Origin of the sequence: uncultured Oribacterium sp. (assembly GCF_902481605.1) — a bacterium.
Taxonomy (GTDB): Bacteria; Bacillota; Clostridia; order Lachnospirales; family Lachnospiraceae; genus Oribacterium; species Oribacterium sinus.
In genome coordinates this window covers 1-17,806 of the sequence record NZ_CABSXI010000042.1, presented here as the reverse complement: position 1 = coordinate 17,806, position 17,806 = coordinate 1, and the positions used below count along the sequence as shown (strand labels likewise).

The 17,806-nt window shown below is 42.3% G+C and carries 10 protein-coding genes; 4 read left to right on the top strand and 6 right to left on the bottom strand.

Features of this window, described 5'->3' with window-relative positions:
• Window positions 1-25: 25 nt before the first annotated feature.
• Entirely contained in the window at window positions 26-517 is a 492-nt protein-coding gene (locus tag RDQ32_RS07840) for a PD-(D/E)XK nuclease family transposase (protein WP_308579863.1), read from the bottom strand.
• A 279-nt stretch (window positions 518-796) separates the two neighbouring features.
• Between RDQ32_RS07840 and rsmI the strand changes: the two genes are divergently transcribed.
• On the top strand, window positions 797-1,657 hold the full coding sequence (gene rsmI, locus RDQ32_RS07835) for a 16S rRNA (cytidine(1402)-2'-O)-methyltransferase (protein ID WP_308579862.1): 861 nt from the start codon (window positions 797-799) through the stop codon (window positions 1,655-1,657).
• Window positions 1,658-1,847: 190 nt separating this feature from the next.
• Entirely contained in the window at window positions 1,848-2,264 is a 417-nt protein-coding gene (locus tag RDQ32_RS07830) for a molybdopterin-binding protein (RefSeq protein WP_040649802.1), read from the top strand.
• 297 nt (window positions 2,265-2,561) lie between these two features.
• Here the strand turns inward: RDQ32_RS07830 and RDQ32_RS07825 are convergent, their stop codons facing one another.
• The 4 genes from RDQ32_RS07825 to RDQ32_RS07810 all read right to left on the bottom strand — a co-directional run bounded on the left by RDQ32_RS07825 (window position 2,562) and on the right by RDQ32_RS07810 (window position 14,151).
• A complete protein-coding gene (locus tag RDQ32_RS07825) occupies window positions 2,562-3,554 on the bottom strand; it encodes an AEC family transporter (RefSeq protein WP_308579860.1) in 993 nt (330 codons plus the stop codon).
• A 293-nt stretch (window positions 3,555-3,847) separates the two neighbouring features.
• Window positions 3,848-12,439 carry a SpaA isopeptide-forming pilin-related protein gene (locus RDQ32_RS07820; RefSeq protein ID WP_308579858.1) on the bottom strand — a complete coding sequence of 2,864 codons (8,592 nt, stop codon included), beginning with the start codon at window positions 12,437-12,439 and terminating at the stop codon, window positions 3,848-3,850.
• A gap of 672 nt (window positions 12,440-13,111) precedes the next feature.
• The gene (locus RDQ32_RS07815) at window positions 13,112-13,345 is read right to left on the bottom strand and encodes a DUF1858 domain-containing protein (RefSeq protein ID WP_007156801.1); all 234 of its coding nucleotides are present in this window, start codon (window positions 13,343-13,345) and stop codon (window positions 13,112-13,114) included.
• Between the two features lie 71 nt (window positions 13,346-13,416).
• Window positions 13,417-14,151, bottom strand: coding sequence for an adaptor protein MecA (locus RDQ32_RS07810; protein ID WP_183684563.1), 735 nt, complete (start codon window positions 14,149-14,151; stop codon window positions 13,417-13,419).
• Window positions 14,152-14,586: 435 nt separating this feature from the next.
• Between RDQ32_RS07810 and RDQ32_RS07805 the strand changes: the two genes are divergently transcribed.
• Window positions 14,587-15,594 (top strand): DUF4300 family protein, encoded by a 1,008-nt coding sequence (locus RDQ32_RS07805; RefSeq protein WP_183684586.1) that lies wholly within the window; start codon window positions 14,587-14,589, stop codon window positions 15,592-15,594.
• A gap of 42 nt (window positions 15,595-15,636) precedes the next feature.
• The gene (locus RDQ32_RS07800) at window positions 15,637-16,497 is read left to right on the top strand and encodes an endo alpha-1,4 polygalactosaminidase (protein ID WP_308579855.1); all 861 of its coding nucleotides are present in this window, start codon (window positions 15,637-15,639) and stop codon (window positions 16,495-16,497) included.
• 110 nt (window positions 16,498-16,607) lie between these two features.
• Here the strand turns inward: RDQ32_RS07800 and RDQ32_RS07795 are convergent, their stop codons facing one another.
• A complete protein-coding gene (locus RDQ32_RS07795; protein WP_308579853.1) occupies window positions 16,608-17,408 on the bottom strand; it encodes a HEAT repeat domain-containing protein in 801 nt (266 codons plus the stop codon).
• Between the last annotated feature and the right edge of the window lie 398 nt (window positions 17,409-17,806).

Here is a 17,806-nt window from a genome sequence, read left to right as displayed (position 1 = left end):
GTATTTTATTCTAAAAATCTTAATCTTATGCTTGACTATTAATAGTTAGTCTTTCAATATGATAAAGCTGTTTCTTTGCTTTGAAAATATCCTTATCTGTAATGAATATAATATAGCTTTCGGGTAAGTGCGTAAAGTCCTCCCCTTTTCCCAGATAATGAATATCCAATAGCGCGGCATGATATCTGGCTCTTTTCGGCCCGGCATCTTTGGATGTATTTTGAATTTCTATATTATACGAATTCCCCTGATCATCTTCACAAAAGCAATCCAGGAGCAAAGAATGACCGTACAAATTAGGAAGATCTTTTTGTACATACTGCTTTTTCACTTTTAAACTTCTTTTATTCATTAAAACTTGTAAAACATATTCCGTGCAAGACTTTTCCTCAAATACAAGTCTCATGAAAATATCATCCATCAAAGTGAAAGATTCTATGGTTTTTCGTTTTTCCAAGTCCTCCATATCTTTCTTGTCTGTATGTTGAAAGTTTGAATTTTTAGCTGATTGAGTCATAAAGGGAAACTCCTTTCTGTGATAGATTTTCAGAAGATGAAAAGAATAAAAAGTAAATGATTTTAGATAAATAAATCGTTTAATATAAGATTATCAGAATAAAAATAAGATAGTTAAAATGATGAGAAAAGCTTCTTTCCCTATTATAAAACAAGTATGATAAAATACCTATTATCCACATTCGGATATTATCCATTTACGGATATGATATGCTTTACAGCATAAGGTCAGAAAATACATTACGCAACATCCTTTATTCCATAAATCAAGGAGAATCCCATGCCCATAGGAAAAATCAGTTTATGTGCCACCCCCATCGGTAATCTGGAGGACATCAGCTTTCGGGTACTTCGCACCCTGAAAGAAGCGGACCTTATCGCCGCTGAGGATACCAGAAACTCCATCAAGCTTTTAAATCATTTTGAGATTAAAACTCCCATGACTGCCTATCATGAGTTTAATAAGGTGGAAAAGGCAAGGGAGTTAATTGCGCAATGCTTGGAGGGAAAACATATAGCCCTGATTACCGATGCGGGAACCCCCTGCATTTCCGACCCGGGAGAAGAGCTGGTGAAGCAGGCGGTGGAGCAGGGAATCCCTGTGGAAAGCCTTCCCGGAGCTGCTGCCTTTGTTCTGGCCTTAAGCCTCTCCGCCCTCTCCACCAGACGCTTTTGCTTTGAGGCCTTCCTTCCTACAGAAAAGGCCAATAAAAAAGAGCGGCAACGACTACTCACCCAATTAAAGGAAGAGGAACGAACGATTCTTCTCTATGAGGCTCCCCATCATTTGCGGAAAACCTTGGAAGACTTTCGAGAAGCCTTTGGGGAAAATCGAAAAATCACCCTGGCAAGAGAATTAAGCAAAAAACACGAAGAAATTCTCTATCTGGACCTGGACCTGGCCATTGAGAAATATAAGGGAGAAGATCCCAGAGGAGAATTTGCTCTGGCTATAGAAGGAAAGTCTTTAGAAAAGAAAAAGGAGGAGGCTAAGGCCCTGTGGGAAGAGTGGACTATGGAGGAGCATTTACAGAAATACCTTGACAATGGACTGTGTGAAAAGGAAGCCATGAAAATGGTGGCAAAGGATCGGGGTATCGGAAAAAGGGAGGTGTACCAATATTTAAAGGCCAAGGAATAGAGCTACTCCTTTCTTAAATCCTTTCGTATTTGCTAAGTTTAAAAACTTATAGAATTCTACAAAATTTGATTTTTTAATTATTTAGATGATTTCTAAAAATCATCTAAATAATTAAAAGATTGCTGGCAATTTATTATGTTTCCCAGTAAACTGGGCTGTGCAACTTAGTAAAACAAGAAAGGATTTTAAAATGATTAGTGCAAGAAACCATTTTCATGGAAATGTAAAAGAAATTCGTAAGGGTGCCGTAAACGGCATTGTGAAGTTAGAAACTCCCGGTGGCAATACTGTTAGCTCCACCATCTCTATGGAAGCGATTGAAGATTTAAAGCTTGCAGAAGGAAAGAAGGCTTGCATCTTCGTAAAGGCTACAGAAGTGATGCTGGCGAATGAGAATCTGAAAATCTCTGCAAGAAATCAGTGGAAGGGTACTGTAAAGGAGATTCAGGAAGGGGCTGTAAACGCCATTGTAAAGTTGGAAATTGAAGAAGGTGTAACTATCACTTCCACCATCTCTTTAGAGGCTGTAAAGGACCTTGGATTAACAGTAGGCGCTAAGGCCGTTGCCATTGTGAAGTCCACCTCTGTAATGCTGGGAGAAGAATAAAACGAAGGTATAAAAAATTTAGCGTTTATGTAATATAGGCCTGAAATTGGGGCACGCTAGCTTCGCCTGACTGAGCAGTGGTTTTGTTAACCACTGCTCACTTTGCTTTGCAAAGCAAATTCCTTTGGAAGTTGGTCTGTAACAGGACGACTTTTCTGATGAAAAGTCTGTCCTTTCGGATACTAAGCGAAAAACTACAGTACCTTTGTTTTTCGCAAGTACCGGCGGGTTCAGACTGCCCATTTTTCAGGCCTATATTACATGCTAAATAATTTTAATATTTTTTATCGTCTTGTTTTATATCAGCCAACTGTAGAGGTAGACAAACAGCGGCATAGTCACAATGGCCACAAGTGTGGTGAAAATATTTATGCAGCTGGCATATTCCGCATCCTGCTGATAGATGATGGCAAACTGATTCACACTGGTTCCGCTGGGGGCAATGGCACTAAGATAAGTAACCAAAAAAATCTCCTTTCCCATCGGAAGACGCCCGGCTATATTCCCCAGTTTGAAGAAGAACAATAAACAAAGCGGAAAAAATACCATTCTCAAAAAAGTCACGAAAAACAATCTTTTATTCTTAAAAAAATTCTCCATAGGCATTTTGGCCAGTACCATACCGGTAACCATCATACTGACAGGACCTATCATTCCCCCAATATCTTTAATGGCTTGTCCCAAGGGTCTTGGAAGGTCAATCCGAAAACTAAAGCAAAGAAATCCAAAAAGGATCGCCAAAATATTGGGATTTTTTAAAAATCCGGAGAGCTTCTTGAAAAGGGAAGCCTCTTCAGAATCCCTAAAATTCTCCTCCAAACAGCTTCCTTCCCTTCCCATCTTCTTTTGTTGCTTTTTAAACAGGGAAATCCCGTGAGTCCAAAGCAGGATATTGTACACACCGATATAGGCAGTGATATAAATCAGATAATCCTCCCCCAGGGCATAAGCTACGATAGGGATAATAATGTTTCCACAATTACTGTAAATCACCGCAGTTTTCTCCACTACAGTGATTGGAAAAAACTTATCTAAAAGAAAGATAAAAAAGGTAAAAAATCCTTGTATCCCCAGCGCCAATATCCCGCAGAGGAAAAAAGCTTTCTGCCGTTCCGGAGTAACTTCCACTGTAAAGGCATGGAAAAGCACACAGGGGGAAATCAAATACAAGCATAGCTTGGACAGGGTTTGGCTGTCTTCCTTCTTTAAAATATCTTTTTTGACCAAAGCAAAGCCCGCAAAGAGCATCAAAAACAAGGCGATGATTTTTTCAATTAATGCCAATCCCATTCCGTCTACCTTCCTTCGCTATCTATCTTTTTTATCGCTTTCCTTTTCTATTGCTTTTCTTCTATCTTTCTTTCTATCTTTTTTTCTATCTTTTTTCTGTCTCGGTCTGTCTCTTTACAGTTCGATTTTTTATTCTCTTCCACCATAAAACCCAAGCTTTCGAACGTCAAGTATAAAAAAAGTGTATCCGCGGAATCCTTTCCATAATACAGGATACCTCGAATACACTTTTTACTTTGCGCTATTCCCTTTAAAGCTTTTAACTTTAAGCTTTTTGCTTTAAACTTTTTGCTTTAAATAGAACGCTTATCGGAATACTCTTTTCTCTTCCGCGCTCTTACTCTTCTTCTCTTTCTTTCCAGCTTCTTTCTCTCCCATAAGCTATAGGCACAAAGAAGCATAAGGCTGGAGCCGAAGAGTCCAAAATTCAGAACCATGGTGGACATATCTCCGGTGGCTATCGCTCTTCCGTATTTGTCCACTCTTCCCTTTCGAATGGCAGACAAATACTCTCCGATGATTTGTAATTCTTCCAAATCTTCCCGAGAAAGGTCACGGTTTTGTCCGAGAATTTCTCCCAATCTCTGGGCTAAATCGTCTCTGCTGTAACCGCTTCCGATTTCTCCCTTCTTCTTTTTCTTAGGGTCCAGTCGAACAATACGATTCTTTAAGACTTGACTGTTTCCTCCTGAAGGAATGGGAATCCCGTATTTTTCAATATATCGACGAACCTCATCCGGAAGAATATCCACCGGTACATAGATAGGATTGCCATTCCGATCCAAGCCTATAAAAAGCAGTCTCTTCCCCGGATTTCCGGGAATAGGCTTCTTGGGGTTTTGATTATAAGGATTTCGCTTATCGTTAACAATCGTATCTCCCGGACGAATAGAAGGTTTAAAGCCATTATTCTTTCCTCCGATACCGCCTATGCCTCCCCCTCGTTTTTCCTTCTCATAAAGCAACCATTGGAAGCCGGTTTTTTCCATTAGGGCAAAACCTTCTCCCAAAACACCGTCCTTTCCAAGCAGATGATAGAGGCCATCCTTATCCTTAAGATATAGTTCTTCTTCAATACTATAAGCTCCTGCAAATTTCGGTCTTGTGGGAATTCTGTGGTTTCTTCCATAGGAGATAATTACCGCTCCCTCGTCGGAAGGCTGGAAAACCAGAGCTTCCGTGGGATCCTGATACTTTTCTTCCTTGGTCACATTCAAAAGAGCATAGCGCTGTGCACGGGTAAGGTTTTTGAAGCGCAAGTTTCCGAAATCATCATTTTCCTGCACAGAGAGTAAAACATACTTTTTCCCTTCAATACTGATTTCCGGCTTAGCCTCTCTATCCTTAAAGCTGTCTCGGCTAATGATGCTATCTTCCTCGGAAAGCTCTCCCTTCACCAGCTTTTCCATAGCCCAGTCCTTTTCCACATAGAGGGCATAGCTCTGCTTGTTGATATCCTCTTTTCTGGTTTTAAAGTCTGTGGTATGGAAGGAGAAATCCGCCTTCTTCAGCCCGTACTGCAAATGATAGCCGTCCGTAGCCTTCGTTGCTTTTTCAATGTCGGAAGAGGATACCACTTCCAGGCGACTCTCCCTATCGGTAAGAGACAGCTTGTAGAAAGCTGTTTTCTCTTCCTCAAAGTCCACATTTCCTTCTTCCGGAAGTCTTTCTCCAAGGCTTACCGCCTTCAGATAATACTCTCCCTTGGGAAGACCGTGGAGGCGTAAAGTTCCCTCCTGATAAAGTCTATTCTTCTGCATCAGATATCCCTTTTTGGAAGAATCCAAGTTTTCCGGCTTTCCTAAAAGAGTCTTTACAACACCGTCTGTAATCTCCTCCTCTTTCCCGTTGACTACCAGTTTTCCGCTGAAGGCATCCTTGCCTGCTGCATCCTTATAGAGCATAAATTCCACTCCCGGAAGGACAGCATTTTCAGACCTTCCTGCCTCTTCATGCTGTACTCTTGTGGAAATCTGGAATGCGGTTCTCTCTCTGGGAAGCTCCAAAACATTGTCCTTCACAAAGTAAATCTGAGAATCTTCTCCCTTCTTCACCACAAAATTGTCCTGGTTATCAATTTGGAAATGCAGTTCTTTCATGGGATGGAGAGACGCGGGAAGGTTCTCCGCCGGCAGGAGGATGTAATCCTCTCCTGCAACCAAATCTCCTGCAACAGTAAAGCCTCCGTTTTCATCGGTGGTATAGGTTGTTTCACTAACCGCCGTTTCTCCCTTGAAAAGACCTTTGATTTTCACCTTAAGTCCCTTCAACTTTTCTTCGTTTTCCCAAAGCTCTCGCTTTTTGTCCTTCTCCTGATAGCTTAGAAGGGGGTCAATGCCGTAGTGGTTGAAACGAACTCCGGTCACTCTATCCACCTGAGTGCTTTCCTTCTCCAGTTCTTTTGCGGAAAAACGGAAGGGACCGTAGACCTTTTGATCCAATCGATAACCTCTGGGTTCCTTTACTTCCTTCACATAATAGTCCTGATACCATTCCAGGTTGGAAAAGCTTAGGCGGCCTTCTTCATTACTTTCCTTCACCAAAGGCTTTCCGCTATCGTCCTTTGCAGGAATTTCTCCCTTTTTATCCAAATAAAGTCCATACTGTGCCCCGGACAGTTTCTCTCCGGTATGCTCCGCTTCCTTTACAAGATTTAAGGTTCCCGGAATTCTGGTATTTTTTGCAAATCCCGCCTTTTCCCTGTTGGCTGTTTCAGGAAGTCCTGCCTCTGCTTCCAAAACGCTTTCCAGAGAACGGGCAAGCACTGCTTTTCCATCCTCCTTCGGGCGAACTGCAAAGAAGTACTTTTTCTTTTCCTGTCCGGATTGCTCCGTTTCGATGCTGTAGCCTGTAGGCGCCTTAGTCTCCACGAAGTAGTAGAGTCCCACGGGCAGTCCCTGAGAAAGAGGCTTATTTTCATAAGCAAGATTCTGCTTATTGCCCCCATCCTTCGTGGACAGCTTTCCGGATTCGTCTGTCGTAAAGTCTCCCAGATACAGGTCATTTTCCGGCTTTCTCAGCACAAGATTCGGGTACAAGTCGGCAATCTTTCCGCCCTGTTCCAACGCCTCCGCCTTGTCCGCCTTTCCGCTGTCCTTTACCTGATAGAGGGCAAATGTAGCCTTCTCCAAAGCCTTTTCATCGATTCTGTCAATCTTTGTTAAGCTTCCTTCTGCAAGAATTCGCTTTGCCTTCACCATCAGACTTCTATCCGCCCGTTTTTCCAACGTAATGCCGTGGCTTTCCACCACTTCGATGCTCTTTCCGTCCTTAGACAGACTAAAAAGAGCAAAGTCTGTTGTTGCATTTTTTTGATAAAGAATGGACTGAGCCGTTCTTTCCAAACGGTAATACTCTCCTGCCACCGGCTTCTCCAGGGTTTTTTCCGTATTTTCCCCATTATCCCAGGAAAATGCGGGACTCTCTTCCTTTTTGCTTCCATCTCTGTTGGCAAGATAAAGCTTATAGGAGGAATGAGACACCGGAAAAGCATTTTGATCCTCTTCCGAAATTAAGATTCGGGTAGGATTATCCTTTAAAATCAGCTTTGCTCCATCAGAGGTATAAAAACCTGCCTCCGAAGAATTGTTTGCCGGTTGCTTCAATTCCAGATTTCCGCTATTAGCATTAATTGTGAATGGAATTGCCGGTCCCTTTTCATAGCCTCTTGGAGGGACTTCCTCACTAAAGCGATACTCCACTCCGGTCTTTAAGACACCTAGTAAACCACCCTCCTTCTTCATTTCCTCTTCCGTAAGAAGAATATAGGACTCGTTTCCGGCACTATGCAAGGTATAACGGGAAGAAGTATCCCTACTTTGCAGGAAGTCCTCCGTTTTTCCGGTGATACGGAATTTTGCGCCCTTCAGAATATCTCCCGTCAGAACATTTCCTTCTCCATCCCTCTTTTCAAAGGAGAAGACTGTGGGGTAATTCCGAAGAACCACTCTATCCCCGTCCTTTTCTCCCTGATAGTTCAGGGTACTGCTGCTTACGGGGGTGCCGTTAGGGGTTTTCTCACGCTCTACATTAAAGATAATACGATTGCTGAGCAGATATCCTGTCTCCGTATCAATTTCTTCCAAAGCATACTGTCCCCAGGGTAGGCCGTTTAACTGCAGGCTTCCCTCATAAGTAAAGCCTCCCTGTCCGTCCGGTACTGCCACTGCAGGAGCGGTTTCCACCTCTGCGCTTTCCCCAAAGCCGATACCGGCAGGATACTCGTATACGCCGGCTTCTCCGTCTACCTTCACCATAGGGAATTCCTTAAAGTAATCTCCCTTCATCTCCGGATCCGGATTAATATAAAACTTAAATTTTGTCTTATAACCGGTCTTATCTCCCTTTCCTTTGGCCACATAGGAAACCTTAGGAAGACGAGGATTTTCTTCCTCGTAAATCTTCTTAATCTCTGCGGAACCGGTTTTGTACTCCTCCCTCTCTCTAAAATTATAGAAAGCATCGGAAATTTCTTTTCCCTCATAAATCGGTTTGATTTCTCTCCTTCCCGCTTCCTCCTTATAGGGTCCGAAAACTCTTCTATCTCTTTTATAACCTGTAGGAGCTTCCATCTCCATCAGGTAGTAAATATTTTCTGTAGGAAAATTTGAATCATACGCCTCACCGGAGAAACGCACCTGTCCCTTTGCATCGGTAACGCCGTAGTCATGGGCCATACCTAGAAGGGCATCCTTACTTGCCGTTTTCAAAAAGGGTAAGTATTTCTCTTCAAAAAGGCCAAACTCCGCTCCTGCCAGGGGAAGACTTACCTTGTTATCTGCAAGGGAATCCTTCTTATTAATGACATAGCGCACCTTCTTGGAGCCGGTGGAATAGTCAAAGGACTGGGCCTTTATCGACTTTTTCGCAATAGAATCCGGGGCTCCGGAAGCCTTTTTCACATATACCACATTTTCAAAGGGTGGTGTCGTATTTTCAATATCCGCCGTAATATCCGTGGAATAAGCCAGAACATAGGTATCGGTAGTGGAATTTTTTAAAGTGATTTCCAGCTCCGTCACCAGGTCATGCTGGTCATCAAAGTGGCGAAGTCGCTTGGCTTCCCACTCCGTATCCGGCACAAGGGTAGCATTGTTGGGATCATTTACATCTCCGTTAATCTCTATAGAATGATCCTGATGCTTTACTCTATAGAGCTTAATGGACTTCATATCCAGGAATAGCCCTTTGGGAATCTTATCCAGCAGTACGGTTCCTCCGGTAATATTTCCGCCCAGAGGATTAATCAGCACCTTCCAGTTCATAACACCCTGATAGCGGGAACCTGCCTTACCCTGTTCTCCCTCCTTGACCAAGATCTTATTGGGAATCACCTGGGTTTTTCCGGTTCCTGAGGCTGTTGCGTCATGAACAATCGGATTTCCGCCACTTAAATAGGTGGGAAAACTGGTAGAGGTGATAGTCACTCTATTGGTGGTGCTGATGGTGGCTTCCTGCAAATTAAGCCCTGCCGCATTGGTATTTTCAAAAAGAACATCCTGCCCTTCCTGATTCAGATAAACATAAATATCCATGTACAGGGTATCATTTAAAGGATTTTGTAAGTTCAGTTCCACCCTCTTCGCCACATTATCTACCGTCAGCTCACTGCCGGATACAATCTGTTCCGCAGTTCCGCTTCCTATTCTTGCCAGTGTGGGATATTTGCTGTCCGATGCCGTGGTAATGGTAAAATACTTGGAATCCAAAGGCTGTGTCTGCCCGTTGGGCTTTTGGTATTTAAAGATATTTTGCAGGTCATCCTGTAATACAAAGTTCTTCAAATCTTCCATACGACTGGCATTTGCCGTAATTTGGAAACGGAAATAGGCACGCTTCTGCTCATCATCGTAAAAGCTTTGCACCGTTTTTCTCAGCATATCCGGGCTCATTTTCTGAGGCTCCGCCACAGACCTCACCGTCTTAAAGGGGTTTATATCCTCCTTATGGGTATAGAGGGATAGGGTGGCATTACTACCAAAAGACTGAGTTCCATCTTTTCTCGTCATATAGTACAGTGCCTTGGAATCGTGATTCCAGGACAGTAAGCCAATATCAAAACGCTCTTCTACAGGAACTGCGTTGTTTCGGATTACGGTTAATTCCACATTTCCCCCTGCCGGAGCTCCGGTGCTGGGAAGATAGGTCAGGTTTAAGGTAGCAATAGGAGTAACCCCGTCGCTTGCCATAATGGTTTCCGTCTGTGTTTGATTCACAAGCTTGTCTCTACTTGCCTTATCCACAAATAGGTTAGAGGCGGAAGCCCCTTCTCCATAGCGAAGATTTAGGCTGTTAAATTCATGATACTGTCCATTGTTAATAACAAGCTTTAATTTTTCATAATTTTCCTTGGTGGTGGCCTTTACCCTCCAGTTTAACAGAGCCTTTCTGGAATCCGTTCCTGTTCCCTTAATTTCCAGGAAAATGGACTTAAAGGGGGCGGAAATGGTTGGGGTTTCATTAAAGAGTTCCTCGGAAATTCCGCTGCCTACCCCGTCCCCTGTGGGATAGGTGGCTACCACCTGGGCCTTGTTCCCAATGCTTGTGTCTGTGCCGCTTCCCTGTAAAGGAAAGTCTTCCGCAACAAGCGTATCAAATTCGATACTGTAGGGCTCCTTAAAGCGAGTGCCGAAGGCAAGGGTCAAGGTATCTCCCCCATTAGGGCCTGTGCCCTTACTATAGTCATAGGATACATCATTAACGTCTCCAAAGCCTCTTCCCGCCAGATTCACATGATTGTTATTGGGCTTTAAAACGGTGGCCTCTCTATCTCCATAGCGAATGGTGATTCCCTTGCTCTCATCTAAAGTAAGGCCCTTCCCCAGATTATCCAATACTCTGGCTTGATAGGCTGCCGCTCTGTTGTTATTAAAGTCCATTTTCCAACGGACACGATTTCCGCTAACCTGTGTTCCGCTCTTATTTAAGCTAATCTTCGGAATCGTGGTTAAGGCAAAGGTAGATCTTTTGCTCGTATCCTTGGGAAGACGAGCTTCACTTTTATGACTTAAGCTCACGTTATTTCTAAGGGTAGTGGCATTTTTATCCTTATATACCTCTCCCCGAATGCCGGTAACGATCCGAATCGTCTGAGGAGCACGAATCACTTCTCCGCTCTCCGGGAAGGTATAGCTGTAGGTGCTCATACCACTTCCGCCTCCCGAAGCTTCCGTCATTTGGAGAGTCATATCCTGACCGGTTAAGGGATCTTTCTTTCCCAACCAGGTAGCCGATTTAAAGACCTGATGGTTGCTTGGAAAACTGTCGGTAACTGTTAAACCGTTTAAGGCAACACCGGGAGAATCCTCTCCCACAGTAATATTCCATGCCACCTGTCCCTTGGCAGGCTGTGCATCCGCCACCTTCTTTACCCCGGAAATCACGGATGGCAGGGGTGGAAGAATGATTTTATAATTTTGCTCCGGCAAGGAAATCTCTACAGAATTATCCGTCTTTTCCGTAAGCTTAGTAGAGTCCAGGCTAAAATCCAAGGTGATGATTCCTTTAATCTCCCCATAAGCGGAAAGCTCAAAATCCTGTAAGAATTCCACTTCCAGCTCCCAATTCTTGGTGGCAGGATTCTCCCGGATAGTAAATTTATAGAATTTTTTAGCGGGATATCCGGTATTGTAATAGGTACCGGCTCCTTTTGCCCGTAAAATAGAAGGGAAGCTGAAGAGAATTTTTTCTCCATTTTTTACGGTAAAGCTGTCTCCCGGCCTTACCAAACGGATATCCATATGTAAGTTTTCCACTTCATAAGGAGAGTAATTCTCATTTAATTTCCAGCTAACGGTATTTCCTTCTTTTCCAACTTGCTGAAAATCCTTTTGTCCTCCCCTGTTCTTTAGCTGTACATTGATGTTATTTAAAGTAAATTTTACATCATTCAAAATATGATCTGTGGCATTGACCTCTCCTTTATAAATTCCAATGGTGGAGAAGCTATCCAGACTAAACTGAATTCGTTCTTTCTTGCTGAAGAAGGCCTTGTTTTCCTTAACCTCCAAATCCTCCACAAGAATATCTTCTTTTTGCAGATTCGGAATCTCTAAGCTGTTGATTCCCTCCTGCTTTTTTTCCTGCTTAATAGGAAGATGGGTTACCTGCAGCTTTCCCTCTCCCTCCAAAGCTTCCTGAAGAGTAAAATTAATCTTTACACTGCCCTTTTCCGGCTGAACCTCTTCCCAATCTCCGGTTTTTTCTTCCTTAAGGAAAAAGCCTACATCATACAGTCTAAGGTCATGGAGTACAAAGCCCTCTTCCCCGGCACTTTCCCCATTCTCTGTATCTTGTTTCCCTTCGTTTTTTGCTTCCAGTAAAGCCTCCTTATAAGCCCGGTACTGCTCCTTTCTTTCCTCCTCTAAAATCGGACGAACCAAAAACACAACGCCCTTCGGCAGACTTTCCGGATATTCCAGCTCAGCATTTACACTAACCTCATCATCCTTATATTGAAATTGCTTTTTCTCGTTTCTTTCGATGGTAGAGTAGGACAAAGTAGGAAGTGTTTCCCCTTCCGTTTCTTCACTCTCCGCTCCCTTAGCACTTTCTTTTACTGAAAATCCTTCCTGCTCATTCGCTTCCCTGCTTTGAGCCGCAAGATTTTTCCGGGATTCTCCTGTTTCTTCAGTGGTTCCTGCATCAGTGGTGCTTACTTCAACTTTGGAAGCTGCTTCGGCATCTCCCTGTGCTACAGTCTCCTCCCTATTCTCCTCTCCGTTTTCCCGGCTCAATCCGGTGGATCCCTCGGAAGATATCCCTTCCTCCGTAGCCTGCCCATTCAAAACGGAACTATCCCCTACAAGTCTTGAGCTTTCTCCCACAGCGGTAAAGCTCTGTAAGCTGATAGACACGGCCAAAAATAGTGCTAAAAAGCGCTTCATAAATACTCCCTTCAACAGACATTCCTCTTAAATACCTGTTTCCTTCCGTCTTTTCCTCCGGAAAGTCTTCCGCATTAGCTCTTTACCGAATGTCCTTTGTAAAATCGCCCAATTTAGTTCTTAATTTTTAATTTTTGCACAATTCGTCTATCTAATATCGTCATTTTCTTTGAATTTATAACAAACAGAAAGAACTGCCATTGGGTTCTTTTTTACAAGGAAATATTTTACATTCTGCGAATGATACTCCTTGAGAACGAAAAAAGCAGAAGGTGAGCGCCTTCTGCTTTCTTCCCGTCTTGTGGACGGACACTTAAGTTGAGTCTATTTATTTCAGGAGATTTCCCATGTGTCGTGCTTATGGTCAGGAGGACACGAACACCGGGCAGTTATGAAGTTTACAAACCAGGTATTTGCAAATTCACAACAGTTAGTTTTATCTAACTGAGGCTATAATACACTTTGAATTCCTAGTTGTCAACAGGAAATTCGATTTTTTTCAAAAAATTTTTTCTTCACACTATTTCAGCATTTTTTCCGATGGAAAATTTCGAAATTCCCGGCTTATAGCCCAAAGCAATACTAAAGTAATACTAAAGCAACAGTCTCCCCGGAATAAAAAAACAGCCCGGCAAATTCTGCCAAGCTGCCTTCTTTTCTTTTTAAAAATTTTTACCCGTTCTGCGATGCTTCCTGTGTTTCCAAATACTCTCTTAAAACATCGTTTAAATCTTCCGTCAAATCTTCCACGTTGATGCCATGGAGTTCGCAAGCTTCTTCCAAAGACTCTGCGCTGGATGCGGAACAGGATACACAGCCTAAGCCGTTTTGCATGAGAAACGGTGCAATCAGCTCATTTAAAGCCAGAATATCACCGATTTTCATATCCTTGGTAATTTCTTCCATAGCCTTCCTCCTTCTTTTCTTAAGAATTGGCAGCTAACAGTATATCACATCTGCTTTACTTTGTAAGGGATTTAAACTGTCTGTAATTTCTCCAATGCAGAATTGGGAATCAAACATTCCATATGTTCCTGATAATAGGCCTCACTGGCCATATTACCGTGTAATCTCTCTCCGTATTCCAGCAAAAGATTTGCCACGCGATTTAGAGTTTCCATATCTTCATTCTTACTATGTATAGAAAGGTAAAATTCCTTCTTATCCACGTCTTTATAAAGGCTATTGTTTCCTAAATCCATGCCATGAACTGCTTTCGCCGCATCAATCACTCTGTCTAAGCTCTGAAAACGGTATAAGCGAAGCCCTTCTTCTTTCTTTTCCTGCTGTCTAGTCTCCGTCTGAGAAGCATCTAACTCCTCATCACTGTTGTCTTCTGTCTCCTTCAACTGTTTCATCAGTCCGTGAGCGCCTTCAAGAATCTGGGTGGCCAGTTCTGAAATCCAGCCATTTTGTCCGTTGCTTGCGGTGGAAAACTTCGAAAAGCGTGTATCTAATTCTTCCGGATCATCCACCTTAGAAATAATGAGCTGAACCGCACCGCCCTGTAAAGGGATAGCCTCTATCATCAGAGGGGTGTTGTCCATTGCAAATCCCACTTCTTCCTTTGCCTTCAACATCATTTCATTAAAGAGCTGCTTGGCAGCCTGCGAGCCATAGGTCATATCCCTTAGATTTATATTTCTTGAAGATAAATCCAAACTGGATAAAGTACACTTGATGGAGTTGTCATCAATTTTCTCGATTTTCATGGCTCCTCCTTCTCCAAAATAAACTTCTTTTACCCTTACTGAAAAAAAGTTTATCGGTGTGTTCATCATACTATTTTATCGGTACTTTTGCAATTTGAATTACCCATTTTCAGAAATATTTAAGATGATAACATGTATAAAAATCATTTATAAAATAGTGAAATAAATATTTTTTATTGTATAGAAAAAGTTATAAATATTTTTTTTAATTCACTGTATAGATGATTTATAAGCCCAAAATCGGTATTCAGTATACAAGCGTCGAAAGGAATTTCTATCGGAAAACAATCTATAAAAAAACTATTCAGATACAAAATTCTCCTTTCTTTGTAACCTGAAGAGGAAAACTACAGTCTTCCATAATGAGCAAACTTTCTCTGGCAAAGACTTGCCTGAGAGTATTATAGTACATTTTCAGAAAGTAGGTCTTCTATGATAAAAAAGCAATTTGGAATTTTTCTGCTTGGCTTAAGCCTTCTTGCCGTAGCCTGCGGAAATAAAGGGACTTCCCCAAAAAAGGAAAGTACTGCTGCAGTCGCAGAGACTAAGCAAGGCAATGAGGTTTCCGTAGCGGAGACAAAACAAGGCAATGAGATTTCCGTAGCAGAGACTAAACAAGGCAATGACGTCTCCGACAGTCTTACACCTGTAAGTAAGGCAAAGCTCTCCCTAAAATATTCCAATCTGGTGGATCAGGAAAGTAGAGACCGGGTTTCCAATGCTTTAAAAAATGCAGGTCTGAAAGATGAGAAAATCAAAGCATTTTTTGCCGCTGTGGATGAATATAACAATGCTGTCGGGAAGGACAATCTTGTACAAAAGATGACCACCATTGACAAGGCATTTCCAAGCTTGGATACAGATAAGCTGGTGGATGCATGGTTAGATAAAGGGGGATATGTAGGTAGAAACTGTAGAATTACCGCCTACTCTTTGATGGGAGATTTTATCTCTGTAGGAAACCAGACTCCGGGGGATACCACTATGCTCTTTTCGGATTTTGATGCAATTTCCGCAAAAAACATTTTCACCGGAGAAGATAAGAAGAAATTCGATACCCTCTTCTCCTACATTGATGTAACAAATACGAAGGACAGCAAGGTTTTGGCCGAAGAAATTCAAAAATCCTGGAAGGAGAAAGAAATCTCTTTCCAAAACGACAAAATGCATATGATTTCCGTCTTTATGACCATGGATGACGGCAAGAATAAAGTGCAGGAATTCGTCGGGCATGTGGGGGTTCTGGTACAGGACGGCGACAAATATCTCTTTATTGAAAAGCTGGCCTTTGAGCTTCCCTATCAGGTTGATGAATTTTCCAATCTCCAAGAGGTCAATGACTATTTAATGGGCTACTATGATCAGGATGCCGACGGTTTAAGTGCCAAACCCCTGATTTTTGAAGATGACCATGTACTAAAGGAATATCGAGTAGTAGAATAAGATGGAAGCTACAGAAAGATGCATGAGAAATAAGGAGAACCCATGAAAATAAAGAAAACACAAATCAGCTTTTTCCCCGCCCTGCTGCTTTGTGTTTTCTTTTTGCTTACGCTCAGCTTCTGCACCAAGGCTGAAAGCCCCAAAAAGGACTATGGGGTGTTTCTTGGAATTAGCGGAAATACCGGAATAGAGAGAAAGGATAAGGAAGCTCTCCAAAAGCTGAAAAGCTACCGCATGGTGGTTCTGGAGCCTTCTAACTTTAGTCCTGAGCAGATTCGGGAAATCAAGACGGAAGGTACAAAGGTTTACGGCTATCTGAACATCGGTGCCTTGGAAAATTTCCGCCCCTATTATGAAGATTTTAAAAAGGATAGTCTGGCGCCCTATGAAAACTGGGAGGAAGAATACTGGATGGATGTCAGTAATCCACAGTGGCAGGATTTTCTAATCAACAGCTTAGGAAAACAATATGCCGCCATGGGCTTAGACGGTTTTTTTCTGGATAACACAGACATTTACTACCAATATCCCAAAGAGGAAATCTATCAGGGGCTGAAAGCAATTTTGACCGGGCTGAAGCAATACTCCCTCCCTCTAATTTTAAATGGAGGTGATACTTTCGTACAAAAAAGCATAGAGGATGGTAGCGCTTTAAGCCTCTTTGACGGTGTGAACCAGGAATGCGTCTTCACCAAAATCGATTTTTCCAAGCCCTCCTATCTTTCTCAGGATAAAGAAACTAAAGCCTATTATGAAGAATATTTGGAAAAAGCAAAAACTGCCGGCCTTTCCGTCTATCTCACAGAATATCAAGCGAATTCCGAATTAAGCCAAGTGATTGAGCAGTACTGTAAAGAGAATGGCTTTCTTTGGTATAATGCGGAGAGCTTAGAGCTTCGATAAAGCGATTTCTTTTGCTCTATTTCTTTTGCTCTATTTTTTTGCTCTTTTTTTTACTGTTTTATGATTTTCCCCGATTCTCCCCTGATAAGGAGTTTATTTTCTCCTTTTATTTACTTCGTATATAAAAATCTAAGGGCGGATTTCTTCGCCTTCTCTATTTTTTCAAGCTCTATATTTTCTATTGCAGAGGTAGTAATCCACTTTTTATCAAATATAACTTGTGCGGATTCCAAGATCAGTCCACAGCTATAGGCATCCTTTTCTTCTAAGATAGCTCTTGCAAAATCTGCTCGTATTTTTTCCTGTAAAACCGCCTTATTCACTCGATGAAAAGACATTTGCATAAGACTTGTGGCAGACCAAGCTCTGCAAAGAGCATCTTCATCGCTATGCATTTGCTTTATAAGAACTTCGATTTCCTTGAAAGAGCCCACCCATCCAAGGGCAATAATCATCTTAGAACGAAGAAAGGCTTCCCCTTCTTTTTCCAAAAGCTCGGTCAAAAAAACTGCCAAATAATCACAATAGGAAGTATAAAACGTTCTATGCTTTAACTTGGAAAGACATACTGCCATCAAATAGGCAGTAAATGCTCTCTTCCTTTTTTCCTGCTCTACCATCTTGCAAAGCTTTTCCCATAAAAACTTCAGCCCTTCTTCTCCATGACAATCAAAACTGTTCTCTAAGAAAAGCTGCGTCTCTTCTTCCCAGTCCTTACAGATTAGCTGGTAATGATAAGCTATCTCGCCACTATTTCCAAGAGCAGAAATAAAACGAATCCTATCCCCATCAGGGAAACCCTCCGCTTCCAGCTTACGATATTCTTCCCCCAAAGCTTCTTTTGAAAACTCCGGCTTCTGCACCATTGCCTCTACAGCTTCTCTTGCATTTTTATTGAATAAACACGCCATGACCTTTTCCCAATTATAACTATATTCTTTTCGTATCCTTTGCATTTTACATCTTCTAAGGCTTAAAGCCTAGTTACAGTATCAAATATGATGGATTGACCACAACCTCATCCTATATGGGAATGCTCAAATACCTTTTCTAGGCAATCATCTGGAAAGATACACTGAAATATGTATTCTCTCAGATCCCAACCGTTCTATTGTGATTTCTTTGGAATTAGGGCTTTATTGCATTTCCTCTCCTAGCGCCAGCCGTTCTATCCAGAGTTCTTTTTGAAGGCAATATGAGGCGGCAGCAGGAGCGTGCCTGGAAAAAGAGCTCTGGACAGGACGGAGGCAGCGGATCGAGTAGGAGGCGGTGACTAACCGCCGTCCTCTCACAGCACTGTACGTACGGT